At 39.9% G+C, this 24,914-nt stretch carries 3 protein-coding genes; all 3 read right to left on the reverse strand.

Translation table 11 applies throughout. The features are described 5' to 3' along the window. Positions 1-69: 69 nt before the first annotated feature. The gene (locus C900_RS28200) at positions 70-9,414 is read right to left on the reverse strand and encodes a non-ribosomal peptide synthetase (RefSeq protein ID WP_009579116.1); all 9,345 of its coding nucleotides are present in this window, start codon (positions 9,412-9,414) and stop codon (positions 70-72) included. An 85-nt stretch (positions 9,415-9,499) separates the two neighbouring features. Then, positions 9,500-17,230 carry a hybrid non-ribosomal peptide synthetase/type I polyketide synthase gene (locus C900_RS07485; RefSeq protein ID WP_009579117.1) on the reverse strand — a complete coding sequence of 2,577 codons (7,731 nt, stop codon included), beginning with the start codon at positions 17,228-17,230 and terminating at the stop codon, positions 9,500-9,502. 10 nt (positions 17,231-17,240) lie between these two features. Beyond that, positions 17,241-24,914, reverse strand: a complete 7,674-nt coding sequence (locus tag C900_RS07490) for a hybrid non-ribosomal peptide synthetase/type I polyketide synthase (RefSeq protein ID WP_051052800.1) — start codon at positions 24,912-24,914, stop codon at positions 17,241-17,243.

Genomic DNA, 24,914 nt, shown 5'->3' on the forward strand with positions numbered 1-24,914 from the left:
CCATACTTTCATGATTGATGAATGTTTCCATTAGATATACTTTTAAAAGTCAATACTTTGTTTAATTGATTAAAGGCCTATTAAATCCTTTCCAGCCGGTTCAATATCTATCTTCTCAATTTCAATACTTCTATTTTCTAAAACAGCGCTCACAATGCTCTTGTATGAATCTTTAAAAATACCTACAGTATCTTCATTATATAATGCTGTATTGTAAATAAATGACACATGAAACTGGTTATTTTGTTCTTCAAAAACCTCAACCTGGAACTCATACTCACCAGTGGTTCTCTCTAGCAAGTTCACACTTTTAAATTGCAGGCTCTCAAGCTCACTATCACTATCTAAGGCATTGGAGAAAGCAAAGTGTACGTCTACAAGTTGGTTCGTATCAGTACTGAGCATCGAAACCATCTGATCGTACGGATAATCCTGATGTTCCAAAGCTTCCAATACGCATTCTTTAACTGCTTTTAAAAACTCTATGAAATCTTGATTGCTATCTATTTGCATTCTCAATGGTAGGATGTTAATAAAAGTCCCAACGATTTCTTGTAAATCTTTTGATGACCTCCCTTGTGCATCAGAACCCACGATAATATCTTCATCGCCCGTCACCTTGTGGAGCATGATATAATATACAGCCAGAAAGAACATAAAATCCGATACCCCAGCCTTTTCGATAAAAATCTTCACTTTGTTATACTGATCATTCTCAAGTTGAAATACGGTAGTGTTCCATATAGATTCCTGCACATTTTCCCGTTCCTGTAGGATGGGTAAATTCAGCCTATTTAAATTACCTGAGAGTTTTCTAGTCCAAAAATCCTTATGTACCTGCCGACCATCCGTTTGTTCTCTTACCCACACGGCAAAATCTTTGTATTCATACTCCAATTCATCCAAAACATTTTCATAATACAAGTCTTTTAAGTCCTTTATCAATATATTGATGGATGTACCATCGCAAATGATATGATGAATATCGAGAAACAGAAAGGTTTTATCCAACCCACAAACTATTGCTCCACGAATAAGCGGACACATGGATAAATCAAATGGTTTGATAAATTTGCGAAATGCGATCGCCAATTCCTTTGGACTACTACATGTAATGGATTCCAATGCAAAATCTGCTGTAGGAATTATTTTTTGCACAACACCTTCATCTGATAATTCAAAATAGGTTCTAAGTGCTGAGTGTCTGTTAATTAAAGCAATAAAAGCTTTTTCAAGTCGCGCTATATCGATATTCTCACCGAGCTCAAGAGCTTCATTAATATTGCGCGCCAGGCTATCCTGATTCAGCATATAAGTGTAATACATTCTTTCTTGAGCGGGAGAAGTCGGGTAGAATTCTCTGATCCCTATTTTTTGTAAAGGTGTTCCATGCTCTGGCTCTGCTTCCTCTATCAACCTGGCTATCGCAACAACCGTATTCTTTTCAAAGATTTTCTTAAGTTCCAATCTTACCGAAAAAGTCTTCTGTATCTTATTGATCAGTTGAAGTACCCGAATCGATTGACCACCGAGGTCAAAGAAGCTGGCATTTGTACTTATAGCTTCCTCAGACACCTTAAGTATTTCCGACCAAATGGTCACAAGCTTTTTCTCAATCTCAGTACCTGCTCCCACATAATCTTCACCGGCGCTAACTTCAGGGTCCGGAAGTTTCATTTTATTGATTTTCCCGTTGGGTAATAGAGGCAGGTTTTCCAGATATACAAAATGAGCAGGCACCATGTAGTCGGGCAGGTGAGACGATAAATGATCCTTCAACTCATTAGTATCTAATTCTTTTGCAGCAAGATAATACCCCACCAGGTAAGGGTCCTCGCCCAAAGATTTTGCTATTACAATGGCTTCGTTTACATCCTCATGGCTTAATAACTGACTTTCTACCTCCCCAAGTTCTACACGGTTTCCTCGAATTTTTACCTGATTATCTATTCTTCCCATAAACTCTATGTTACCATCTGGCAGCCACCTGGCTAAGTCACCGGTACAGTACAATCTCTCTCCTTCACCATAAGGGTTGGCGATAAATTTTTGACTGGTAAGTTCCCGGCTGTTAAAATATCCAAAAGCCAATGCTTTCCCTGCTACACATAGTTCACCAGCAACACCCACGGGTTGCAATTTTCTATTTCGGTCCAAGATCAGGATTTTGGTATTGGCTATGGGTTTACCGATAGGGATTTTTCTTGCCTCATGTTGAATTTCTCCTATAACCTGTTCTTGCTTGTCATCGGGTGTGCCTAATAAGTTGTCCTCTCCGTAAATTTCTTTGACTATTGCAAGTTGATCTTTTAATACGCATTCCAAATCCTGGTGAGTGGTTAACGGATTTGAGAGTACAGCTCTAAATACAACCAATTCGCTATTGTTTTTCGCGACTTTTGTTTTAGAGATAAATGTTTTTCCCCTTAGAAATTGTGCCTCCTGTACTCTGGCATTGATCGCATTGATTACATCATTTTCACCTTCAGAAAAATTAATTTTGTGACGATATTTCTTAGGTAAATATCGATAGTTGACGATATTAATGTGATTTGAAATAAACTCAAAGCAGTCTGTCACTTTGATCAGTTCCGAAAGTTTCTGTGCCAAATCAATACCCCGCTCCAACAATAGTCCGTACCCTTTTTTACCCAAAATTTTTAAAGAAGCGTGTAAACAAAGCGACAAGCCAGGCTTTGAACCTTCCAGTGTAACACGGCCAAAGTCATATGAATCAGCTCTGGCTTGATAGTTCGCCTCAGTGGAATTGTGATTGAGTTGATGGGGATCTTTAAATAAACAGATACTTATACCCTGCGGCAGGAAAAGTTGCTTATGACCACAGAATGTGATAGAATCAGCGTGTTCAATGCCATCTATCAGACGATAGTACTTTTCCGAAAATTTTAGCAATCCTCCCCAAGCCGCATCCACATGAAAATGAATGTTATTTTTCCGGGCTATCTCTGCCATTGCTTTTAAAGGGTCAATAGTTCCGGTCTCCGTGGCACCGGCTATACCTACCAAGCCCACAATCAGCAGGTTCTGTTCTTTACATATGTCTATTTTTTTCTGAAGATCATCCAGCCTCAATCTACCGCCAGTGTCGCTTTCCACATACAAAATATTCTTTCTACCGAAACCAAGAAATGATGCGGTTTTGCTAAAGGAATAATGCATCAATCTAGACCCCAATATCACCATATCTTCATATCCCTTTGATTTGAGTAGGTGATAGATACTTTTATCAGTAGCGTTATCATTTTGATCATAAAGGAGCTTATTTCTAGCACTCAATATAGCAGACATATTAGCAATGCTGCCCCCACTGGTAATAATGCCAAGGTTGGCGTTTAGCTGCTGGACATACTCGAGATAAAAATCGTCGGGAAAGTCGTAAAAAATACGATGAAGAATTGCAATGGCCTCTCGCTCCAAAAAGGTAAAGGATTTTGATGTTTCGATCTTCACCAGATTTTGATTAAGCTGAGAAACCAACTTACTAATGTCATGTACATAGTCTGGTAATACTGATGTCATATGCCCTATAAACCTTGGGGATGCGGTATTTACAGAGTAGGGCAGTACATTTGTTTTGAAAGATGCAAAGTATTCCTCTATACTAGTAGGATATTCTGAAACTCTGGTATTTCTGAAATTTCTGGCTACCTCTTCTAACTTTACATCCGGCAGCGTAATATTATTATCTTCTGACTTATACCCGATACGATGATTTGTAAATAAATTATTAGTCAAATAGCTATACTTTTTAAAATATTTCAAGACATCCTCCACATGATACCTTTCCACATTGTAATATGTGGCATCCGCGCTTACCTCTGTTGAACCATAAATATTTACAAGTGTAGCACCGCTAAACTCTCGGTAAAAGCGTTTGGCCAACTCAAAAGGCAGATACTCTCCGCTACAAAAAACATACTTCAATGAATGACTGGTAAGCTCTTCCTCGCTTTTTAAGTCAAGTAAGGCCTTAAGGTAGGTCGGCACCAGTGTAATCCTGGTGATTTGTTCCTTAACTATTAAAGAATACGTTTTCTCTACGTCCAGGATCTCGGTATCATCAAAGATCCTTAAGGTAATACCTGACAATAAGGGAGAAAACACTTCCACCACATGGTCTACAAAACTAATACTAGTCTTAAAACAAAAGACTTCATTATCAGAAGCTGGATATTGGTTCCAGCCCCAGTATAGTCTGTTTAGTAGCCCCTCGTGAGATCCTCTTACACCCTTTGGCACCCCTGTAGACCCTGATGTGTACATCATGTAGATATTCTTAATCAGACAACCCTTGGGGTTAGTTGTATCCAAATGCTCAATTTTCTCTTTTAATATATTATAGTCGTATACAGTACAATTTGCATTAAGCGATTTTTTGGACAGAATATTTTCCTTTGACAAAAGTACTTTTGCCTCACTGTCCCTTAAAATATGATTGATCCTCTCATTTGGATAGGCTATATCCAATGGCAAATAAGTAGCTCCACTCTTTACAACAGCGAGAATATTGATAATATAATCTATTGATCGCTGCATCATAACACCCACTACGTCACCATTACCAATCCTGCTTTGTAAAAGATGGTGTGCAAGCTGATTGGTCTTTGAATTTAGATCAGAATAACTAATAGACTCTTCCGCATCATATATAGCGATTTTTTGGGGTGTATTGGCCACCTGTAGCTCGAACAGGTCGACAATGCTGTGATTCCATGGAAAATCTACAGATGTATTGTTGAATGTGTGAAGCAGGTCATACCGCTCTTGCTCAGATATCATGTCTATTTCTGACAACTTCACATCATTATTATTTGCTACTACGGCCACTATTTGATGGAAATATGTTATAAACCGCTCAATAGTTTTACGCTCAAATAAATCAGTAGAATAGTTGAAACTTAAGTGTAATTCTTCTTCAACTTCTCCCGCTATGAGTGTGAGATCAAACATGGCGGTATGATGCACTTCCTTGTATGGCTTGAGCTTCAGTCCTGGAATAGTTAACTCGTCCTGGTCGAAGTTTTGGAATATAAACATCACATCAAATAATGGGTTCCTGCTCGTATCTCTTACAATATTTAGTTCTTCAACAAGTTGCTCATATGCAAATGACTGGTGGTCAAAGTAAGCTAAAGTACTATTTTTGACTTCTGTTAGGAAATCCTTGTAGCTCATCTCATCTCTTGGATAATTTCTCAGTACCAGGGTATTCACGAACATACCCACTATATGTTCCAGATCAACATGGTCTCTGCCAGCCACAGGTGTACCTACGGTAATATCCCGCTGGTTACTAAGTTTACTTAGCAAGATATTGAAAATGGAAAGTGTTGTCATGAACAAAGTCGCTCCTACCTTGTCAGCTATGGCCTTCATCTGGTTAGTTTCTTCCATACTAAGAGTAAAAGACACATGATTTCCTTCAAAACTTGGTGCCCTGGGCCTGGCGAAGTCTGTAGGCAGGTTCAGCACGCTTACCGCTTCAGAAAATTCCTTCATCCAGAACTCTCTATCATTTTTCAATTTATCTTGTTTCTCATTTTCTTGCTGCCATTCTACAAAATCTTTGTATTGTAGTTCAACCTTGGGCAGTTTCTCCCCGTTGTACAAGGCCATAAAGTCGTTGATCAGTATACTTTGCGACACCCCATCGGTAATGATATGGTGCATGTCGACTATCATAAGATGCGACCCTTTAGATTGTTTGACCAAACCAACCCTTATAAGAGGTGGTTTACTCAGATCAAAAGGTCTGACAAAAGATTTTATTATGGTGTCTAGATCATCATTCAGAGGCTCATGATATTCTATGAAAAAAGAAAACCCGTCTACTACCTGCTGCACCACCTTTTCATTTAATGCTAAAATAGCTGTGCGTAAACTTTCATGCCGCTTTATTAGCTTCTTAAAAGTTTCTTCTACCCTAGCCCTATTCACTTCGCCTTCAAGTGCCAGCACTTGGGGCATATTGTAAGCCAGTGAGTTCTTATCGAACTCATATAAAAAATAAAGTCGCTCCTGTACTGAAGAAAGATCATAAAAAGCCTTTTCAGAAGCTTTTTTGATTGGTTTATATTCTGATTCCCGGGACTGTTGTATGGCTCTGGCTAAGCTGGAGATTGTCTGATACTCTATCAACTGTGCCAGTGTAAATTCAGCGCTAAATCCCTGTTTAATTTTGTTGGCCAGAAAAACCAGTCGCAACGAATGCCCTCCCAATTCGAAGAACCTGCTATTTACGCTAATGGTATCCTTATCCAGTTTCAATACCTCCGACCATATTTGCACTAGTTTTTCTTCAATGTCATTGGATGGAGCGACATATCTACCCTCCTGATTGACATCAATGGTCGGCAGCGCCTTTTTATCAACCTTGCCATTTACCGTTAGTGGCATTTTTTCCAGGTGAACAAAATATGAGGGTATCATATATTCCGGTAAAATTTCGGCCATGTGTTGCCTGAGTTCGGAAATATCAAGTACTACATCGGACACATAGTATCCAACTATAAACTTTTCTTCCGCTAGCTCTTCAAATAGCACAACCGCGTTTTTTACCAAATGATGAGCGTTAAGCTGCCTTTCGATTTCTGCCACCTCCACACGGTATCCTCTGATCTTTACCTGATGGTCTATGCGTCCTTTGTACTCAATATTACCATCAGGTAGCCACTTGGCCAGATCTCCTGTACGGTAAACACGCCGCTCACCCTTAACCCAATCTTCCGGAAATTTGTCAGAAGTTAAGTCAGCGTCACCCATGTATCTCTGTGCCAAGCCATCCCCTGCAATACAGAGTTCGCCGGTAACCCCGACAGGAACTAAGTTACCATATGCATCGGTAATGTAAATACGCTCATTAGGCAGTGGCTTACCAATAGGTATAGTGGTATAATCATTCAATTTTTCAGGATCCACCTTATAGCCAGTTGAATCTACACATGTCTCTGTAGGCCCGTAGAAGTTATACAGTTGTACTTTAGCATTGTTATTTTTTTCATAAAATTCACTAACCAATTCCTTAGGTAAAAATTCTCCGGCTAGTATCCAACTACCCAGAGTTCTCAGGGAATTGTTAGTAGTCAAAGCGCTGGTCAGCAAACGCAAATGGGTAGGAGTACCATCAGAGACATCAATTTTATTTCTGTTGTAAAAATCTATAAGCCTGTTACCATCTTTACGATCCAAGTCATCACTAATGTAAAGGCTGTGTCCTTGTAATAAAGCCCCTGAAATCTGTTGCATGGAAGCATCAAAGGCATAAGAAGCAAGTAGGGCTACGCGCAGCGGCCTGTGAGAATGATTTTTATATACGTTTTGCTCCAGGCCCTTCACCAAATTGATCACACTTCTATGCCCAATCATGACTCCTTTCGGCAAGCCTGTGGAACCGGAAGTAAATATGCAGTAAGCCAAATCCGTAGCTTTTATATTTACCCCTACATTTTCTCTTTCTCCTGCATACAAATCTTCTGAACATATATCTTTCACCGGCAGATACGCCGAATGTTGTTCCATATAGCACTGATTGGAAAGAAGCAGTGTGGCTCTGCTTTGATCAAGCATGTACTGTACCCGTTGTTCGGGCAGATTGGGATCGATAGGCAAATAACCTGCTCCGGCTTTTAAAGTTCCTATTATGCCCACCATCATCTCCAAAGATCGATCCAGCAGTAATCCCACCACACTGCCTGGCACAACACCATACGAAAGCAGATACCGTGCAAGCTGATTGGATCTTTCATTCAATTCTTTATATGTCATCTGCCGCTCATTATGGATAACGGCAAGACAATCCGGCTGACTCTTTACTTGTTCTTCAAAAAGATCAACAATAGTTTTTTTTCGGGGGTATTCCAGCTCAGTAGCATTAAAATCGTTCAAAATTCTGCTACGTTCAGCGTCCGGTAATATGTCTATTTGTGATATCCTCTTGTTAGTATCGGTAATAATTTCATGGATAATGCCCTTAAAATAAGTCACGAATCGTTCAATAGTATTTTCTTTAAATAACGCAGTGGAATAATTAAAGGCAAGGTGTAATTTTCCATGTAACTCCCCTGCCGTAAGGGTTAAATCAAATTTTGTAAAATCGTGGCCATAGTTAAGGGATTTTAGCGAAACCTGAGGGATGAAAAATGCTTCATCAACATTTGGATTTTCATACATGAACATTACATCAAATAATGGATGACGGCTGCTATTTCGTCCGATCCTAAGCTCTTTGATTAATTCTTCAAAGGAATATGCCTGATTTTCAAAGTATGAAAGTGTCCTTCTCTTCACGTCCTCCAAAAAATCGTTAAAACTAAGATCACCCTTCGGGTAATTGCGAAGGGCGAGCGCATTAATGAACACACCCATAACGCCTTCTGTGTCTGCGTGATTTCTCCCGGTCACTTGAGTGCCCACAGTTATATCTTCCTGGCTGCTCAGCTTACTCAGCAGCACATTGAAGAGGGAGAGTACTGTCATGAACATTGTGGCTCCAGCCTTCTCGCTTATTTGCCTTATTCTCTTAGTTTCCTCTTTTCCAATTGTAAAGGTTGTTGTACTCCCTTTGTAACTCTTTACTTGTGGACGCGGATAATCTGTTGGAAGATCCAACAGACTTACCTCCTCTGAAAACTGCTCCTTCCAAAACTTCTGCTGGCTGGCTAACCGCGCCTGCTGGTCGGCACTTTGCTGCCATTCCGCATAGTCCTTATATTGAATTGGCAATGGTGAAAGTTGCTCATCATTGTACAAAGACATGAAATCTTTGATCATTATAGTTTGGGATATACCATCAGTAATGATGTGATGCATATCTATCATTAGTATATGCGACCTTTCTGATAATTTTATCAGACCGACACGTATTAGAGGCCCCTCACTTAAGTTGAAGGGTCTGATAAATGCTTGAATCAAAGGAACTATATCCGATTGGTTTGTTTCGATGTATTCGATAAAGAAATTAACATTATCTAATACCTGCTGAAATTGTTCATTTTCTACGGTTATTATCCTCGTTCGCAGGCTTTCATGACGATCTATGAGTTTTATAAATGTCTCTTCTACCTTTTCTTTGTTCACTTCCCCTTCCAACTCCACCACTTCCGGAATGTTGTAGGCAAGTGATGATTTATCCAACTCATACTGATAATACATTCTTCGCTGTGCGGAGGATAGTGTATAATAGCTTTTTTCAAGCGCCTTATCAATAGCAAATGAGCCATTCAACAGGACCTTTCTTTCATGGATATAAGCTATCAATGCCTCCTTGTTTGCTTTAACCTCTTCTATAATGTCGTTACTTGCAATACCCTTGGGCACTTCAAGTTTCAGGTTATTATCATCATCTATCCTGATGCTTACCTTGTTCTCTTTCAACCTGGCTAGTAGTTTTTCCATTTTTTATAACGTCAATAGTTCCATTCTGAGAATATCCGCAGAATGGGAAATATATTTGAATGGCTATGAAAACAGCTTTTTAGTATTAAATTGTTATTCCAATTGTATCATCACTGGTCATTTCTGATTTAAACAACCAGCTATTGAGTTCTATAAATGCGGCTTGCATTTTAATGTCTTGCCTTGTGAATATATCTGTAAGTTTAAATTCCATCTCAAAGCGTTTTGATATCTTGTTTACCAGAGTAGTAGCTACTAAGGAATGGCCACCGAGTTCGAAAAAGTTGGCTGAAACACTAATAACCTCTTTTTCTATATTCAGCACTTCACTCCAAATCTCAACTAGTACCTTTTCTATGTCACTAGATGGGGCCACATAATCTTCTCCTGCGACAATTTCCGGGTCCGGTAATTTTTTACGGTCCACCTTTCCATTTTGGGTTAATGGCAACTCCTCCATATGAACAAAGTATGAAGGCAACATGTATTCGGGTAACTTACCCAGCAGGAAGTTTCGAAGTTCTTCCACAGAAATACTTATCTCTGATACGAAGTACGCTACCATGTATTGCGCTCCTGTATGATATTTTGTGAGAACAACAGCCTCAGTGATTTCCTCTTTTTCGGTCAGACAATTCTCTATTTCTCCAAGTTCAATACGGTGTCCGTTTATTTTTACCTGATGGTCCTTTCTTCCGAAAAATTCGATATTGCCATCAGGCAACCATCGGCCAACATCTCCAGTACGATACATTCTCACCGCTTCACCAGGTGCAAACGGATCATCTAAAAAGACCTCCGCTGTTTTTCCCGGCTGATTAAGATAACCGCGCCCTACACCTATTCCGGACACCACTATCTCTCCTTTTACGCCAACAGGACAAAGCTTCATGTATTCATCTATAATATATATGTGTAAATTGGGCAGTACCCTTCCTATGGGTACTGTAGTTGTCTGTGGCACCTCTTCTATTATACAATGTGTAATATCATCTGAAGCCTCAGTAGGTCCATAAGCGTTGACCATTTTGATGTGAGGATACAACTTTAACCACCTTTCTACCTGTTTCTTCTGTAATGTTTCTCCCGTTACTAGCAAATAAGATAAATGGGTAAACAGGTTACCTGCCTCAAGCTCTTCAAGATGCCCCAGCAGAACCGATAGATAAGACGGAACAACTTCAAGTATTGTGATCTGATCCTCATGTAATTGGTGTAAGAATTTCTCTGGCTCTAATATTCTCTCCCTTGAGTAGATTATGGTTTTACCCCCCACTATCAGTGCAGATAGAAATTGCCATATAGATATATCAAAGGTCTCCGAAGCATTTTGCGATACAATACTATCTGCAGACAAACGCAAATCGTCCCTCTTCGCCAGCAGATGGTTGAGCATTCCTCTATGTTCGATCATCACTCCTTTGGGTACGCCAGTTGAGCCGGATGTGTATAGGATATAAGCCAAATTTGCCGGCTGTACGCCAACTAATGGATTCTTTGAAATGTTTTGTTGCCACTCTTCCCTGCTAGTGACGGATACCGTAAATTGATCTAGTTGGACTGAATTTCCTTGCCCATCCCACTTATCCATGCATATTATCTGAAGGCCCGGTACTACTCTGCTTAGTGTTGCTAACACTTCTTTATTTAAAATGGAGGAAGTAGTCATTAAAAACTTTGGGCGGGCATCTTCTAATACCTGTTCAATGCGAGCAACTGGGTACTCTACTGATAAAGGTATATAAGTTCCTCCAGATTTAAATATTCCTAATATACCTGCCAACATATCTACTGAGCGTTCACAAAGAACAACTACCGGCATCTCCACCGTCAGACCTTTTGACAACAAGGTATTAGCCAGTTTATTTGCTTGCTCATTTAGTTCCAAATAGCTGAGCTCCTTATCGTGATCAAAAGCCGCTATAGAGGAAGAATATTGTCGTACCTGCTCTTCAAATAGCTCTATAAAAGTCTTATCCAAAGGGTAACTAACATCTGTATTGTTAAAATCATCAAAGATCTGCTTGCGCTCCTCTGCTGATAAAATGTCAATTGCAGACAGAGGTCTATCCGGGGCTGAGGTCACTTCGATAACAATACGATGAAAATAACCGAAAAACTGTTCAATCCTTTCTCGCTCAAATAAATCCGTGGAGTATTCAAAATAAAGTTGTAGTTCGTTGTCAGACTCCACAACAGATAATTCCAGGTCTACTTTAGCCGAATAATGGCTAAAGTCATAAGGTTGCAATCTAAGACCTGGAATGACCAATGCATCCTGCGTAAAATTCTGATAAGTAAACATTACATCGAAAAGTGGATTTCTTCCGGTATCTCTCGATATGCTCAGTTCTTCTATCAATTCTTCGTATTGGAAAGATTGGTGACTGAAACAGGCCAGTGTTTTTTGCTTCACTTCTAGCAGGAATGTCATAAAATCCCGTTCCAGATCTACTTTATTTCGTATAGCCAATGTATTGACGAAGACACCCATTATCTCTTCCAAATCGGCATGATCCCGCCCGGCTACAGGAGTACCTACCGTAATATCATTCTGACCGCTGAGCTTACTCAGAAGAATATTAAAAACTGAAAAGACGGTCATAAACATTGTGGCTCCGACTTCATCCCCCATTTTTCTGAGGTTTTCAGTTTCTTCCTTATTTAAGGTGAAGAGTACATTATGACCTTTATCACTCTTAACCAGAGGTCTTGAATGATCGGCCGGAAGATCCAGTATACTCACCTCTTCGGCAAACTCCTTTTTCCAAAACTCGCGTTGTCCGGCCAATAAAGCCCGCTGCTCAGCACTCTGCTGCCACTCAGCGTAGTCTTTATACTGAAGTCTCAAGGCTGAAAGTTTCTCTTTTTTATACAACGCCATGAAATCTTTAATCAAGATTCCCTGCGACACTCCATCGCTAATGATGTGGTGTAGGTCTATCATCAAAAGATGTACATCAGTTGATAGCTTAATTAAGCCTCCACGAATGAATGGCGGCTTGCTTAAATTAAACGGTTTAATAAATCTTTTTATGATAGATGTAAAACCTGACGCTTCAGACTCATAATACTCCAGCGAAAAGGGCGCCTCATCCATCACCTGCTGAAAGGGTGCGTCATCTACTGTAACAATGGAGGTGCGTAAGCTTTCATGTCGAGCTATGAGCTTCTTAAATGTATCTTCTACTTTCTCCCGATCCACATGTCCTTCCAACTTCACTACCTGTGGTATGTTATAGGCCAATGAGTCTCTGTCTAGCTCATAAAGGATGTATAACCGGCGTTGAGCGGAGGATAAAGTGTAATAGTTTTTTTCCGGAGCCTTTTTTATGTCTGAATGACCTGTAATATCCGCACCTTCAATAAAGGCACTCAAATTCCTTAAAACTGCTTGTTCAAAAAATTCTACTAAAGAGACATCAACATGAAACTCCTTGCTGATTAGCGCTATCATGGTCAATGCCTTTAGAGAATCTCCACCAATTTCAAAGAAGTCGTCATCCAAGTCAATATTCGGTCTGCCAAAAAACTTTTGCCATAATTTTTTTAAACGACTCTCGATTACTGAATGTCCTTTCTCAGGTATAAACTTTTCAAGTTGCTCAATATCACTTGAAGCTTCCTCTTCTTCTAACTTTTCATAAAAACTGCTTTTATTAATCCATTGATCAAGTCTAGTTTGGAGTTCCCTTGTTGATACAACCAATTGATGTAATTCCTTCTTCGATAAAACATAATTAATAACATCTGGTAATTCATCTATATTTACAGCATCATTTATCTCATGGTCGAAACTCAAACTATCAAAATTTACACAGATCCAATTTTTTAGTAAATCATCTTGTTTATGAGATTGCACAAAATAATCCATAAACGTATTTGCAGAAGCATAGGCACCAAACCTTAGCCCGCCGAGTACTGAAGCCAAGGATGAAGTCAAAAGACAAAAATCGAGCGCCTGATTACTAAGAGCTTTCTGCAGTGTCATCAATCCTTCTACCTTAGAGGAGAACTGAATTTCGAAATCTTCCTTGTCCAAATCGTCAAGTGCACTAATCGAATGACCGTTTGTCACCCCTGCTGCATGGAAAACTCCATTAAGTTTTCCATATTTTTTTTCAGAAATTTCCAACACTTTAGAAAATTCTTCACTGGAAGAGATATCGCAAGACAAATAAAGCACCTCTCCTCCCTGATCTTCAATGGATAATATCTTTTTTATTTTCTCCTTCGTACCTTCCGGGGAAGCTCTGTCGTTCAGGTAAGCATTCCATACTTCTTTCTCAGGTAATGCCTCCCTACCAATCAAGATAAGCTTTGCCGAAAAACCTTTACTGAGATACTTTGATATGGTATACCCAAACTTTCCTAACCCACCAGTAATGAGGTAAACGCCTTGATCTCTGAAGTTTTCAGGAGAATTATTTGGCTTCACTTTTACTGATTCATATACTTGAGTCCATCTGCAAGAAGCCCTGTATGACACCACTTTGCCGGAGTTGCTGTGTAATATTTCAGAATAGAGTTTAGACAACAATGATTGGTCATCCTTAAATTCACTCAATGAAATATCAATGTGACCTGTAGATATTTCCGGGTTTTCCTGACCAATAACTTTTAATAACCCAAGAAAGGGCGATTTAGACGGTGCCGAGGGATCTTGTTGTCCTAATACGTTGTGTATGCCGTTGGTGAGTACTGTAACTTCTTTCAATGTTCCGGAACGTTGTAATGCCTTAGTTACATTTAATAGGCTATAGAGCGTAATGTATTCCAATCGCGATGTAGCCTGCAACATTCGTTTGTCATTGTCATCCTGAATACCCCAGCTATGCAATATTTGGTCCGGTAGTCGATTGGAGCGGGACAGACTTTTGAATAATTTTTTATAATCCCCTGTAGTTTCCGGATTAATGACATAAACATCAGGCTTTACCTGGTCAAATTCATCTCCTATTTGTACCTGGATCACCTGCCCACCCGCTTGCTTCAATTTCGATATAAAGCCATCGCTAACTCCACAGTTATCTGAAAATACCAATATACGTACTTCTGGTTCTAAGCCAGAGCTTGCTGGTATTTCTTTCGAAATTTTCCAGGTGGGAGTATAGAACCAATTGGTTATGTCATTCCTTATCAAGGATCTATCTGAGACCATTTCTGAGACCATCTTGGCTGCATCCACATTCACCGGATACATGATCTTATCAAATGAATAAGTGGGAAGCGAGACTTTTCTGCGATCTTGCCCGGTATAAAATCTCTGCCAGTCAGGCCGTTTCCCATTTAGCCATAGTTTTCCCAACCCCGAGAGTATAGTGGAAGTGTCATTTTTTGTTTCGTTGGCATGTCTTATAAGATTAATAATTTTATGCCCGTCCCCAAAGCTTTCATTAGCTCTTACAAAGGAGCCCAATGTCTTTCCAGGACCGGCCTCCACAAATAAGACATGCTTATCAAGCATGACCTCTTCTATACCTTTGGAAAACTTTACGGTATAACGAAGATGGTCCAACCAATATTTGGGATCAGATAACTGACTGTCTGCCGCTCTTTTCCCAGTAAGATTTGATATAAAAGGTAACTGCTGGGGGTATATTCTGGTTTTCTTGATAGTGTCTTCAAAATCGGCTAACATTCCATCCATCATATGGGAGTGAAATGCGTGAGATGTATGGATTTCTTTACTCAAAAAACCTGCCTTTTCGATTTTCGATTTGAAGCTGTTAATAGACTCCCTGGACCCTGACACGACACAAGATGAGGAACTGTTAACCGCCGCCAGCGAGATAGATTTGTGCTTTTTCAAAAAAGGCGCTATTTCTGCTTCTGAAATAGAGACACTTAGCATACTACCTGTGGACATTTGCTGCATTAACTCTCCCCGCTTTACAACTAAACTCAGAGTGTCTTCAAGTGTAAAAACTCCACTCAAACAAGCCGCTACATACTCACCTATACTGTGCCCTATCATTATATCAGGTTTTATCCCCCAATGCATCAGCAAGCGAGCTATCCCATATTCTATTACAAAGAGAATGGGTTGAGCATATTCTGTCTCATTTATCAAACCTTTATCTTTCGAGAAAAGAATTTTTTTTAGGTCCTTTCCCGATTTTCGTTTAACTATATCAAAACATGTATCTATCTCAGACCGGAAGGCTTCCTCACTATTGTATAAATCCGCACACATATTTATATATTGAGATCCTTGACCCGGAAACATAAATACTACTTCTGACTTGGTATTATCCTCCAATGGCTTTAGCGATTCATCAATATTTATGGATGAAAGCTGTTTAATAGCGTCTTCATGGTCTTTACAGACGATGGTTTTCCTATAGGCAAATGAACCTCTGCCGACTTTTAAGGTATAAGCTATATCCGCCAGATTTTTGTCTTTGTTCCTATCTAAAAAATTTTTTAGATTTTCGATATTGCGTCTAAGTGCATTGAGAGTTTTTGCAGATACGCTCAATAATTGATGTGATCTACCAGAAGGTGAAGAAGTCTCTGGAGGTGCTTCTTCTAATATTACATGGGCATTTGTCCCTCCCTGACCAAAGGAGCTTACTCCGGCTCTTAATGGATATTTGTCACTCTTCCATTCTGCTAGTTCCGTGTTCACATAGAATGGTGATTCAAAAAAGTTTATCTCCGGGTTGGGACTTTTGTAATTTAAACTAGGAGGTATCTGCCTGTGTTTAATGGCCAACACAGTTTTTATAAACCCTGCAACACCTGCAGCAGCATCTAAATGTCCAATATTTGTTTTTACAGAACCCAGTGCACAATATTTCTTCTTACTCTTGCCAAATGCAAAATTCAACGCTTCTACCTCTATTGGATCACCTAAAGCAGTACCTGTTCCATGAGCTTCTAAATAACTTATGCTTTCCGGCTCTACCTTTGCCATTTTTCTGGCTTTTATGATAGCGCGAGACTGCCCGGAAACACTTGGAGCAGCAAAGGACATTTTTTCAGCTCCGTCATTATTGACACTACTCCCCTTTACTATGGCATAAATATGATCTTTGTCTTTTATTGCCTCCGTCAGCTTCTTCAAAACAACCACACCAGCGCCTTCTCCTCCGATGGTTCCACTGGCATCTTTGTCAAATGTACGACAGTGACCGTCTTTTGAATTAATCATTCCTTCCTGGTAAAGATATCCTTTTTTCGAATGGGCGGTAACACTCACCCCACCGGCAACAGCAATTTTACACTCTTGCAATAAAAGGCTCATACAGGCCTTTTGAATAGCCACCAAAGATGTTGAGCAGGTGGTATCTATATAAATTGATGGGCCGCGCAAATTCAATGAGTATGCTACCCGGGCACACAAGTAATTAATGCTCATTAATTGATTTACCGTGAACCCATCGACCAGGTCCGCGTTACTGGAGATCATAACATAGTTCATCCAATTTAAATTAGATGATCCTCCGGCAAATAGTCCAATATTTTCATCGTATTCCTGAACATTACAACCCGCATCTTCCAGAGCGTTCCAGACACACTCATGAAAAATTCGCATCTGGGGGTCCATTAATTTGGCTTCATCCGGACGATAGTTGAAAAAGGCTGAATCAAAAAATTCCTTATCTTTTAAGTAGCTATTGGCCTTAACATACAGTGGATGATTAATCAAACCTTTATCCTCGCCATTAGCAATTAATTCCTCATCACTAAAAAACTCAATGGATTCTATTCCTTCTTTCAGGTTTTTCCAAAAAACATCTATGTCGTTTGACCCTGAAAAACGGCCTGACATTCCAATAACTGCTATTTCAAGCCCGTTATATTCTTTCATATTTCTTTACTTAAAAATAGTTCTTGATTAGATGGTCCATTCCTGTTATCTCCTGATCCATTTTCTTCTCAACCTCTTGATTGATTAATTCTCCATTAACAATAAATTCTGTCAATGATGAGATAGTAGTATAATTGAACAAGTCAGGCACTGAAATTTTAATATCCGCCTTCCTTTTCAGCAAGGATTTCAAATGTAAAATCTTAATAGAATTTCCACCCAGTTCAAAAAAACTCTTGTTCACACTTATCACTCCTTTTTCAATAGATAGCACTTCACTCCAGATTTCTGCAAGCTTCTCTTCTGTTTCATTGCAAGGTGCCACATAATCTTCACCTACCTTTATTTCCGGATTCGGTAAGGCTTTGCGGTCTACCTTACCGTTAGTTGTAAGAGGCATCCTATCTAATTGAACATAATAGACAGGAATCATATACTCTGGCAATGTTTGAGATAGATGATTTCTAAGATCTGATGATGGAATTTCTTTTCGCGCAACATAGTATCCCACGAGGAACTTATTATCCTCTCTTTCCCTAACCAGCACCACCGCCTCTTTGATACCTTGGTGAGCGACAAGCTGACTCTCTATTTCTCCCAATTCTATCCTTAGCCCACGGATCTTTACCTGGTAGTCCTTCCTGCCTATATATTCGATGTTGCCATCCGGAAGCCAGCACGCCAGATCACCAGTCTTGTAAAGGCGTTCGCCTGGCTCAAATGGGTTTGGAACAAACCTTTCAGCAGTCAGTTGATCGGCATGAATATACCCTCGCGCAAGTCCAGATCCCGAGATACATAATTCCCCACGCACTCCTATTGCACACAGTCTACCATCCTTGTCGAGTATGTACAGCTTGGTATTGTCGATCGGCTTGCCAATGGGAATCGAAGCTGGTATCTCGTTGAATCCACAATTATAATACGAAACATCTACTGTGGCTTCTGTAGGACCGTATAGATTGATCAACTGGGTAGCATATCTCTTGTATAGTGTCCTTCCAAAGAATTTTACCTGAGTTGATCCTAATGCCTCTCCACTACAAAACACATGGCTCAAACTGCTTAATGAGGCCTCTTCTTCTCCATCCAGTTCCTGTAAAAATAATGTTAACATTGAGGGCACAAAATGTACTACTGAAACCTTGTACTTATCTATGGCCTCTATTACTTTGCTGGGATCTTTCTCTTCTTCAGGAGCCAATACACTCACACTCGCACCTACCATAGACCACCAAAACAGCTCCCATATAGATACATCAAAGCTTAAAGGTGTCTTTTGTAGTAGTACATCGTTTGACCCGATAGGGTATGCCTTTTGCATCCATAGCAGGCGGTTCACCACCGAATGATGTTCGATCATCACTCCCTTAGGTGTGCCTGTAGAGCCTGAGGTATAAATCACATAAGCCAAATCATCACCCTTCGGCTTATTCACTAACTCAGCAGGCGGTTGACCATCAATCATTTCGCTCGCCTCATCAAGATCTATCAATTGTGCTGATGTTTCTACTCCTATGGTACCCAAATGGTGACCACGACTAATTAAAGCTTTCAAGTCTGCATCCGAAATAATACCGTTAACTCTTGCTGAAGGATGGCTGGGAGAAAGTGGTACATAAGCTGCGCCAGACTTCAAGATACCAAAAATACTGGGCATTAAGTCTGCATCCCTTTCCAACAGAAGACCTACTCTATCACCTACCTGAACTCCTATCTCTTGTTGAAGATAAATCGCTATCCGGTCTGACTTTTCCATCAACTCCCTGTATGTCAATGAATCTTCCTTATACCATACAGCAATATTGTCTGGCGTACGATGCACCTGGTCTTCAAATAGGTCGATGATCGTATGCTCTCGAGGATAATCCGTCTCCGTCTCATTGAAAGTGACCAACAATTGATGCTGTTCATCAGATGATAGAATGTCAATCTCAGACAGTTTCCTATCAAAATCCACGGTTACCACTTCCACTATTCTTTGAAAATAAGCTACAAAACGTGCTATTGTTTCATGCTTAAATAATTCCGTAGAATACTCAAAATTAAGGTGTAGTTTTTCATCAACCTCAGCTACCCATAATTCTATATCAAACTTCGATACATTTCTTGTTTCTTCATATGGTCTTAATGTAATGCCTGGGATCGCCAGCTCTTCATAATCAAAATTTTGAAAAGTAAGGCCTACATCAAACAATGGATTTCTACTGGTATCTCGGCGTACCTTTAATTCATCAATCAATATTTCGTAAGGGTAAAACTGATTATCCAGACAAGCAAACGTCTTTTGTTTTACCTGTGATAAAAAATCCCTGAAGCTCAATTCAGATTTGGGGAAATTTCGCAATGCCAGAGTATTTACAAACATTCCGATAATACCCTCCAGATCAGGGTGATACCTTCCCGCAACGCTTGTACCAACGACAATATCCTCCTGATTGCTTAACTTACTCAAGAGTACATTGAGAACGGACAATATCATCATAAACATAGTAGCCCCCGATTCTTCACCCAATTTTCTCAACTTACGAGTAGTGTCCTGATCCAATACAAATGACAGGTGATCCCCGTGATAACCTTTCATCTGAGGCCGGGGAAAATCAGTTGGAAGATTGAGTACACTCACCTCATCTGAAAACTCGTGTTTCCAAAAATCCCTCTGATCAGAAATCTGTACCTGTTGTTCATCACTGAGCTGCCATTCGGAATAGTCCTTATACTGAAGCTGTAGCTCAGGAAGCTCTTCCTCATTGTAGAGAGCCATAAAATCTTTTATTAAAATAGCCTGAGATACACCATCAGCAACAATGTGGTGCTTGTCGACCATAAGCAGATACTTTTCTTGGGTAAGCATAACAAGCCTTACCCGCAGTAGAGGCGCTTTGCTTAAATCAAAAGGCCTGACAAAACTCCTCTGTAGTTCGTCCACATCTTCGCTATTTGCTTGTATTACCTCTACGTCAAAGTCAGCATCATGCTCTATCTTCTGCATAGTGCAGCCATATACATCATGAAAAGCGGTTCGCAAACTTTCATGTCGATTGATTAGCTTATTGAAGGCATTTGACAGACGCTCCACATCAAGCTTACCTTCCAGCAACACAGTCTGCGGCATGTTGTAGGCCAGGGACGTTTTATCTAATTCATATAGAAAATATAGTCGCTGTTGCGCTGGAGACAACTCATAGTGATCTTTTTCCCGGGCTGGTGTAATGAACTGCGACCTTGCTGAAGAACCTCTATCGTATACCTCAGCGATATAGTCACACAATTCTCTAACTGAAGACCTTTCAATAAAATGGGACAGCGGTATTTCCAGATGTAATTCTCTATTGATTCTGGAGACTAGTGTTAAGGCTTTAAGAGAATCTCCTCCCGATTCAAAGAAATCATCATTTAAACCAATGTCAGCTCTACCAAAGAAATCATGCCAAACTTTAATGACTTTACTTTCCAGGTTTCCACTATCTTCTTCAGTAATAACGTCAGCGTCCAATCCTGGCACTTCATGATTACTTTCAAATTCATTATAAACTGTGGGATCTGTATTAGATATGTAGATTGTGTGTAGATCACTTTCTGTACACTTTAGTAATAGTTTATACCCCTCTTCCGGTGATATACTATTTTCAAGATATGTCTGCCCATTTTTTATTATTTCTGCTGCGGCCATACCCACTGTACGCCATTGATTCCAACCTATGCAAATTACCCGAGAACCACCAAATGCATAACTCTCCGTAAAAGATTCCATAAATAAATTGGCTGCAACATACCCAACCTGCCCCACCGGAGCTATCTGGGATGATAGAGAAGAGCAAAAAACCAAAAATTCTGGCTCCCTATGCTTAAATACTTCACATAAAGCTATTGTGCCATAAATTTTAGGAGAGAAAACTTTCTCATTGTTTTCTTTCTCCCGTTTCTGAATGAATCCGGCATAATCCCCCAGACCTGCGGCATGTATTATTCCATTAATTTTTCCAAGCTCGGACTCTAAATCGTCTACAACCTTGCGTAGGCCGTCAACGTCCGAAACATCCATACTTATATATGTTACATTGCTCCCGTTCTCTTCTATTTTAAGAAGCTCAGAAATAATTGTATAAAGTGTATCTTTTTGATCATGGTTATTCAACCACCAGCTCCATCTATCTTTTGCAGGTAGGTCTTTTCGGCCCAATAAGATCAAATTAACTCCTTTTATATTCTCTGATATATGACGGGAAAGGGTTAGCCCGATTCCTCCAAGTCCGCCGGTAATCAGATAGTTGCCTCCGGATACGAATGGGATATCAGAATTTTCTCTGGCTACCTTTGCAGGCTTAATGGTCTGCACGAATTTTGTGCCTCGTCTCAATGCGACTATCTGGTGCTCACACTTTGAAAATACCTCCCTAATTACAACCGGGACTACTGACGTATCCTGTTCATTATCTGTGTAGGTAATATCAATATTCCGACAACTTATATTTTCGTATTCTTTCGGTATGACTTTTACCGCTGCTAGTATAGGCGACTTTTCAGGAGAAACTATATCGCCATGAAGAACATGGTGTAAATTACTTGTAATAGATACAATTTGTATTGCCTTTGTAATGTATGCTTTGCCCAGCCCCTTGGCAATATTTAATAGTGCATAATACCCTTCGTCAAGTTCATTTTTAGCCCTTTCAATTGTTAGGGCTTTATCACTTTTATTTACTCCCCAGGCAAAAACTATGCGCATAGGCTCAACGACTGATTTCAACTCCTTGAACAATCTGACATAGCCATCATGATCTAAGGGATCCAGATGGTAGAGTCTGGCATTTTCATTACCAAATGATACTCCTTTCTTTACAAAAACAAAATCCTCTTCCAGCTCGCCAAATTTTTCCCTGAATAGCTCCGCCAGGGAGCTATCTTCAATAAAAAGCACATTGAATTTTTTCTTTTCAGTAAGACCTTCTTGGGGCTGTATTTCCCAGCGAGGTGTATAAAACCAGTCGCCAATATCTTTTCTCACACCAGATCTTTCTGAAAACATTTCTCTGATCATTTGATTAGCATCAACATCTACAGGATATGCAATCCTATCAAAAGAATAAGAAGGAAGTGATACTTTATGTCGAGCTTCTTCTGAATAATACCCGGACCAATTGGGTTCTAATCCATTCATCCAGAGTTTACCAAGCCCTTTTAAAAGTTGATATAATGTATCGACTCCTTCCTTCGATTTTCCTAGGAGGTTCACTGTTTTATGTCCCACGCCCCTATGTTCATTACTTCCCACAAATGAGCTCAATGCATTCCCTGGACCAACTTCAAGAAAAACTACATTTGCATTTTCATTTATTACATGTGCTATTCCTTCGGAAAACCTGATTGTTTGACGAAGTTGATCCACCCAATAGTTGTGATTCAAAATTTCCTTGCCTGCTATTTTCCCAGTAACATTCGATACAAAAGGTACACCGGGAGAGCTGATTTTTACCTTACCGACACATTGCTTAAAATCCGTCAAAACAGAATCCATCATATGCGAGTGGAATGCATGAGATGTGAGCACCTCTTTGCATTTGAATCCCTCATGCTCAATATTCGCTTTGAATGTATTAATTGCAGACGTAGGTCCCGAAACTACGCATGATGAAAAGCTATTGACAGCAGCCAGTGATACTTCCTTATGTCTACTAAGATAAGGGTTAAGTTCTTGCTCGGTAATTAGTATACTAAGCATGGCGCCTTTTGGTGCTCTTTGCATCAGTTCACCTCGCTTAATTACCAGGAATAAAGCATCCTCCAACGAGAAAACGCCACTCAAACATGCGGCAACATATTCGCCAATACTGTGTCCGATCATTATGTCAGGACTAATACCCCAACTCATCAGCAGACGAGCCAGCGCATATTCTACTATAAACAATGCAGGCTGTGTAAACTCGGTTTCATTTATCATCCCTTTTTCATCCAAAAAAAGAACAGACTGGATATCCTTGCCTGACTGGGACTGAATAATTCGGAAACACTTTTCTACCTCTTCTTTAAATACCCGTTCATACTGAAATAGGTCAGTACACATTTTCACATACTGCATACCTTGCCCAGGAAACATGAAGACGTTACTTATCCTTTCTTCGCTTGGGGAAGTAGTAGGCTGATTACTTTCCTCTTCAAAATCAAGCTGCTCGATCATTTCATCACGGGTTCGGCATACCAACACTTTTTTGTATTTAAAGGAAGCTCGGCACGTGTTCAACGTATATGCAATATCAGCAGTATTGATATTTTTGTTATCTACCAGATACTCCTTAAGCCTGCCCGTGTTACTTTTTAGTGCAGTAGCAGTTTTAGCTGATATGGTTAGCAACTGATATGGGCGACTTAGCGATGAGGTTTTTTTGGCAGGGGCTTCTTCCAGTATTATGTGAGCATTGGTACCTCCAATTCCAAATGAACTTACTCCAGCTCTTAACGGATACTTATCATTTTCCCAGTTTCTAAGTTTTGTGTTTACGTAAAATGGTGAGTTGTTAAAATCAATTTTCGGATTGGGTTTCTCAAAGTGCAAACTAGCCGGGATTTGTTTGTACTTCAGAGCAAGTACCGTTTTAATAAAACCTGCTACTCCAGCGGCCGCGTCTAAATGACCAATATTTGATTTTACTGAGCCCAAAGCACAATAAGGAACAGTGCTCTTGCCAAATGCCAGATTAAGAGCTTCTACTTCAATAGGATCTCCCAGCACCGTACCAGTGCCATGAGCTTCTATATAGCCAATACTTTCTTTCTCCACTTTAGCCATTTTTTGGGCTTTTAATATAGCTTCACATTGCCCTTCTATACTTGGCGCTGTATAACCTACTTTGTTATAGCCATCGTTATTTATACCTGCTCCTTTAATAACGGCATGGATATTATCGCCATCACGAAGAGCATCTTTTAATCTCTTTAGCACTACAACGCCCACACCTTCCCCGCCAACAGTACCAGTGGCATTTGCGTCAAATGTGCGGCAATGTCCATCCCTGGAAAAAATCATTCCCTCCTGGTACAGATGCCCTTTTTTAGAATAATTGTTTATAGTAACTCCCCCGGCAATGGCCATACTACACTCCTGTAAAAGTAAACTTACAGTAGCCCGCTGAATAGCTACCAGCGAAGTGGAGCATGCAGTGTTTATATAAATAGAGGGGCCCCTGAGGTTAAATAAGTATGAGGTACTGGTACATAAAAACTGTATGTCGCTAAGTAAATTAACTGTAAAGTCATCCAGCAATTTGCGTTGATTGGCTATCAAAGCATAATTCATCCAGTTAATATTGGACGTACCCCCGGCAAACAATCCTATCTTAGCATCATAGTCATACACATTGTAACCAGCATCTTCCATCGCCTGCCAGAGACACTGTTGAAAGACCCTAATCTGGGGTTCCATCAGACTCGCTTCGTCTGGTAGCTTATCGAAGAAGACTGAATCATAATATTCTTTGTCCTGTAAGTAAGCATTTGCTCTTACGTACCTCGGGTCATCAAGCAGGCTCTTATCTACCCCTTCGGCTAATAATTCCTCTTCATTGAAAAAGCTGATCGACTCAACACCGTCTCTTACATTTTTCCAAAACTCATATATATTATTAGCTCCCGGAAAGCGTCCCGCCATGCCAATAACAGCGACTTCCATACCGTTATAGTTACTCAT

It is taken from the genome of Fulvivirga imtechensis AK7 (assembly GCF_000331535.1).
In the GTDB taxonomy this organism is placed as follows: Bacteria; Bacteroidota; Bacteroidia; order Cytophagales; family Cyclobacteriaceae; genus Fulvivirga; species Fulvivirga imtechensis.